Origin of the sequence: Agriterribacter sp., assembly GCF_035444585.1 — a bacterium.
In the GTDB taxonomy this organism is placed as follows: Bacteria; Bacteroidota; Bacteroidia; order Chitinophagales; family Chitinophagaceae; genus Agriterribacter.
This window is the reverse complement of the sequence record NZ_DAOMOZ010000242.1, coordinates 915-6,580: the sequence shown is the minus strand read 5'-3', so window position 1 is coordinate 6,580 and position 5,666 is coordinate 915. Positions and strand designations below refer to the sequence as shown.

General features: G+C 45.3%; 5 protein-coding genes and 1 pseudogene. 4 read left to right on the top strand and 2 right to left on the bottom strand.

The features are described from left to right. Positions 1 to 794 (top strand): MutS-related protein (locus tag PLH26_RS18855; protein WP_502876418.1); only part of this gene is annotated, 794 nt, incomplete at its 5' end. Positions 795 to 810: 16 nt separating this feature from the next. Here PLH26_RS18855 and PLH26_RS18850 read toward each other — a convergent pair. Continuing rightward, entirely contained in the window at positions 811 to 1,818 is a 1,008-nt protein-coding gene (locus PLH26_RS18850; RefSeq protein WP_324587574.1) for a PorP/SprF family type IX secretion system membrane protein, read from the bottom strand. A gap of 37 nt (positions 1,819 to 1,855) precedes the next feature. Next, positions 1,856 to 2,506 carry a uracil phosphoribosyltransferase gene (gene upp, locus PLH26_RS18845; protein WP_324587573.1) on the bottom strand — a complete coding sequence of 217 codons (651 nt, stop codon included), beginning with the start codon at positions 2,504 to 2,506 and terminating at the stop codon, positions 1,856 to 1,858. A 93-nt stretch (positions 2,507 to 2,599) separates the two neighbouring features. On the opposite strand from upp, the gene PLH26_RS18840 reads away from it, so the two are divergent. From PLH26_RS18840 to PLH26_RS18830, 3 genes and pseudogenes are all read left to right on the top strand, one after another. After that, entirely contained in the window at positions 2,600 to 3,706 is a 1,107-nt protein-coding gene (locus PLH26_RS18840) for an anhydro-N-acetylmuramic acid kinase (RefSeq protein WP_324587572.1), read from the top strand. A 135-nt stretch (positions 3,707 to 3,841) separates the two neighbouring features. After that, the gene (locus PLH26_RS18835) at positions 3,842 to 5,080 is read left to right on the top strand and encodes an ROK family protein (RefSeq protein ID WP_324587571.1); all 1,239 of its coding nucleotides are present in this window, start codon (positions 3,842 to 3,844) and stop codon (positions 5,078 to 5,080) included. Between the two features lie 49 nt (positions 5,081 to 5,129). After that, positions 5,130 to 5,666: pseudogene (locus PLH26_RS18830) on the top strand (hypothetical protein); the annotation flags it as partial.

Below are 5,666 nucleotides of genomic sequence, written 5' to 3'. Positions count from 1 at the left end.
TAAAGGAAAACCTTTATTATGGTCATTTTTTACAAAAAGCTTTTAAAACGCGGCTTAATGAGCTGAGCGAAATATTTTACCAGTTGGATGCCTGGTATTCGATGGCCAGGGCGGTTCAGCATTACCGGTTAACCTTCCCGGAGTTTGTTGTTTCGGATGAGCCATTTGTAAAAGCGGATAAAATATATCATATTCTTTTGCCGCAGCCGGTATCTTACAACATAGAATTATCACCCAAAAGCAACTTCCTTTTTTTGACCGGGGCCAATATGGCGGGCAAAAGCACTTTCATTAAATCGCTTGGCGTGGCGGTATACCTCGCGCATCTGGGCATGGGCGTTCCTGCAGAAAAGCTGCAGCTTTCTTTGTTCGACGGTATTTTAAGCAATATCAATGTTGAAGATAATATTGTAAAGGGCGAAAGCTATTTTTTTAATGAAGTGCAGCGCATAAAAAAAACGATCCTCACCATCAGCAATGGCAAAAAATGGCTGGTGCTGATTGATGAACTGTTCAAAGGAACGAATATGCAGGATGCTATGCGCTGTTCACTTGCAGTAATTAAAGGGCTCATCCGCATTAAAGGCTCTTTGTTCATTCTTTCAACGCACCTTTATGAAATTGGAGAAGAAATAAAAGTGTACCCTACCATTTCCTTTAAATATTTTGAAACCAGTATCAGTAATGGCAAGCTGGAATTCAGCTACCAGCTAAAAGACGGCATAAGCAATGACCGCCTCGGTTATTTTATTTTAAAAAGCGAGAAAGTGGTAGAGTTGCTGGAAAAGCTGTGATCCCTGTCTTCTCATCTTAAAACTTCGGGCAACCCAGTTTTCTCCTGGAAGGATCAGAGGGCTTCCTTACGAAAATGAGCGATATTTCATTTCCACCCCTGCTGTTGGAAGCAGTGCTCAGGGAAGAGTTGTTGATATCGTAGCTGTAGCCCAATCTGAGCCCCGAAAATTCAATGCCTACATACGGAATGAAAGCATCCCCCAAACGATACCATAGCCCTGTATATAAATTGCTTTCAAGTGCTTCATCATCGCTCAGGCTAAAAGCAACCGCACCGCCCAGAACGGTTTCGGTAGCGCCTGCCTGGCGCTGATGGATAAAGCTGCCATGAAAAGTAGTGATGCGGCCCATAGGAACATATCCTCCGCCATGAACGGTAAGCCGGGGGTTAAGAATATAGTTACCTCCCTGGAAGGATTCTTTCGGACGGCTGATGTGATAGGACGATACACCGAGATAAAAATTATTATAACCGTTGGTGCTGCCGCTGTACAAGAACCCGGCATTTACATCAAAATAATTTACGGCAACATTCCTGGTGTTAAACACTTCGCTGGTAACGCCTGTAAATCCCAGGGAAGTGAGCTGGTCTTCAAAAGTGGCTTTGCTGATGTCGAGCCGTTTATTGGCATAAGTGCCCTGGAAGCCAACGGTGAGGGTATGGTACCCGTTTTCGTCCAATGCTTTATGATAAGCTGTTGAAATTGAAATGAAATTGTTGTTGAGTATTTTATTACCGCTCTGGTCATTCAGGCCCATAATGCCCACACCCCAGGTATCAAATTCGGGAATGCGGCTTTGCAGCAGTGCAAAATCAACCGAAGCGGTTGCGGTGGTAAAAGCATTATTGATCGTAGGCCATTGATTACGGTAATTGCCTGCCACGCGAAAAGTGCCGTCGAATTTACCGGTATAAGCAGGGTTCAGCGTTAAGGGGGATGAAAAAAACTGCGAAAAATGCGGGTCCTGTGCATGGACACTAACACACACAATAAGCAGCAGTGGTACGAGGATTTTTTTCATCCTGGTTGAATTGTTCGTCAAGTTACGAATATTTGAACTAAGACTGCGTTTTTGAGCCAAACGAAAGGTCTCCTGCATCTCCTAATCCGGGTACTATAAATCCCTTGGCTGTTAATTCATCGTCTATGGCGCCACACCATATCTTTACCGTGGGCTCCTCCCGGCGCACAAATTCAATACCCACGGTGCAGGCTATTGCCGAAACAATATGAATTTCCTTTGGCTGACCTTCTGCCTTTAAGGCCTGCAGTGTTTTAACCAGCGATGCGCCCGTGGCCAGCATGGGGTCTGAAATGATCAATATGCGGTTGTCCAGATCCGGGCAGGATACATATTCAATGCTGATTTCAAAAGAGCCGTCCCTGTGATGCTTCCGGTAGGCAGATATAAATGCATTGTCTGCTTTATCAAAATAGTTCAGCACTCCCTGGTGCAAAGGCAACCCTGCACGTAAAATGGTGGCCAGTACAGGTTGTTCCTTCATCACCTTACATACAGATATACCCAAAGGAGTAGGGATTTCCTGTTCTTCCCATTCCAGTGTTTTGCTTATTTCGTAGGCTATTACTTCGCCTGTTCTTTCAAGGTTTTTTCTGAAACGCATCCTGTCTGTCTGAATATCCGTATGCCTTAACTCGCCTACCCAATTGCTCACCAGTGAATGCGTTGTACTAAGGTTTATAATCATAAAACATTGTTTGGGTTACCAATAGTTCCGTGTAAATCAATAGTTTTATGCAACAAATCTAAACGCTGTAGTTTGTAATCTAAAATTTCTTTGATGATTTACCGCGCTATTGGTCTCATGAGCGGCAGCTCATTAGACGGGCTGGATATTGCTTTTGTTCATTTTCATGAAAACGCCGGGAAGTGGAATTTTGATATCGCACATGCGGAGTGTTATCCCTACTCCGTGGAATGGGTAAACAAATTACAATCTGCTGTACAGCTTAATGCTTTGGATTACCAGCTGTTGCATGCCCAATACGGGCATTATCTTGGTGCAGAGGTAAATGCGTTTGTTAACAAATATCAATTACACTACCAGGTACAGCTCATTGCTTCTCACGGGCATACCACCTTTCACATGCCGCACAAAAAAATGACCGCCCAACTGGGAGACGGAGCGGCTATTGCCGCCGAAACAGGCATTCCGGTGATCAGTGAGCTGCGGGCTCTGGATGTGGCTCTGGGCGGGCAGGGAGCGCCTATTGTACCCATTGGAGATAAATTGCTTTTTAATGAATTTGATTATTGCTTAAATATTGGAGGCATTGCCAATATATCTTCACATACTGCTGATACTTATGTTTCTTTTGATGTTTGTGCGGCTAACCGGGTGCTGAACCTGCTTGCATCGCAGGCAGGGAAAGCATACGATGAAGGCGGACAAATGGCCGCAACCGGCAAAGTGGATCAGGCACTGCTGGACATCCTGAATAAGTTGCCTTTTTATAAAGAGCCTTACCCCAAATCGCTTTCCAATGTTTTTGGAAATGACGTGGTATACCCGCTGGTGGTTGAGCAGGAATGCAGTTTGGAAGATGCCCTCTGCACGTATGCAGAACATATCGCTGTTCAGGTTAAAGCCGCTGTTGAGCAAATAAAAGAAGGAGCGGCAGAAGAAAAAGGGGTCTCCAAAAAAATGCTGGTAACCGGTGGGGGAGCGTTCAACACGTTTTTAACGGAGCGGTTGCAGCATTGCGTCCAACCGCTGGATATTGAACTGGTGATCCCCGACAAAAAAACGGTTAAGTACAAGGAAGCATTGATAATGGCCCTGATTGGTGTGTTGCGCTGGAGAGAGGAAAACAATGTGCTGGCATCGGTAACCGGCGCCCGCCGGAGCAGCATTGGCGGTGCCATATGGATGGGGCAGGAAGCCTAAACAGGGATTAATACTTATCAATGGATGAATAGAAACAAGTATTATGGGGAATATGATCAGGCGGTTTATATTTTATTAAAAAACTTGTGCTAACTTACTGTATATTACTAAAAACGATGGTATTCATTTACTTGTATGACCGCTAAAAGTCAATCTTATAAGAGAAAAATCACCAGGCAACTCTACTTTTCCAATTTACTCTCCTGTGCCGAGTTAAGCCATAAAATAGATAAAAGTCTTTCGCTCACCACTAAAATATTGAATGAACTTATTGCTGAGGGGATTGTTATTGAAACCGGCTATGCTCCTTCAAGCGGGGGGCGTCGCCCCTTAATGTATTCGCTCAAGCCCGATATTCTTTATACCGTATCGGTGGCCATGGACCAGTTTTTTACGCGGATAGCCGTTATGGATATGCAGAACAGGCATGTACGGCCGGTAGAAAAATTTGAGCTTCGGCTGGCCGATAACCCCATGGCTTTATCGGTACTAACCGACAAAATTGAATATGTTATAGAACAGTCCGGAGTGAGCAAAACCAGGATTGCAGGCATCGGCATAGGCATGCCGGGGTTTGTGGATCCGCAGCAGGGACTTAATTACAGTTTTTTGCAAACAAAAGGCGAAAGCATTACAGCTTATGTAGCAAAGCGCACAAAGCTTACGGCTTATATTGAAAACGATTCGGGCATTGTGGGGCTAGCCGAACTGAAGTTTGGCGCTGCCCGCAACAGGCGAAATGCTATGGTTATCAATATCGGGTGGGGCGTGGGTTTGGGAATGATACTGGAAGGTAGGCTCTTCAGGGGAGATAACGGGTTTGCGGGGGAATTTAGTCATATACCACTCTTTAACAATGGCAAGCTGTGCAGTTGCGGGAAAAGCGGCTGCCTGGAAACGGAAACCTCGCTTTTTGTGATTGTGGAAAAAGCAAAGGCGGGCATACAGGCGGGCAGGGTAACCGTATTGAAAAATTTACTTTCAGGCAAAGAAGAAGACCTCGAAAAAGATGCCGAAACAATAATTTTTTCGGCCGGCAGGGGCGACCGTTTCGCCATAGAGCTATTGTCGGAAGCAGGTTATAATATAGGAAGAGGGATCGCTATACTGATCCACCTGCTCAATCCCGGGATTGTAGTGCTGAGCGGAAGAGGCGCGCTGGCCGGCAAAATATGGCAGGCGCCTATACAACAGGCCCTCAACGAACATTGTATACCCAGACTTGCCGTTAATACCGAAATCGCCATTTCTACACTGGGCTATGAAGCAGAATTGATCGGGAGTGCAGCATTGGTCATGGAAAAGTTCGGTGAAACAATAAAAAAGGGATATAAGCCTGAAAGAGCAATAAATACAATGAATAACGAAACCTGAAAATGATCCATCCTCCTTTACTTTCGCCGGATTGCTTATTTTAGCGTCCATGTTATTTAAGGATGTCATAGGGCAGGAAAATGTAAAACAGCAGCTTTTACAACTGGTTAGGCAAAATCGCTTAAGTCATGCTTTACTGTTTTTAGGCAAAGAAGGCTCCGGCGCCCTGCCACTGGCTTTGGCATTTGCCAACTATGTAAGTCTTTTTTCATACGCTGATGCCAACGTTGCCGCCACTGCTCCCGCATCACTTTTTGGCGAGGCCGATGCGGAAGTAAATGATGCTGTGCCTGTAAACGAAAGCGGGCAGCAGGCAGATGAATGGATGCAACGGCAGCCCGCATGGTCAAAAACAGCCGGTTTGGTCCATCCCGATATTCATTTTTCATATCCTGTGGTTCCCCGAAAAAGCGGTGATAAACCATTGAGCTCGGATTATATCACCGAGTGGAGAGCGTTTATAAAGCAATACCCGTATGGTAACGGGTACGACTGGCTGCAGTTTATAGGAGCCGAAAACAGGCAGGGCAATATCACGGCATACGAATGCAATGATATCATCCGCAAGCTGAGCCTGAAAAGCTTT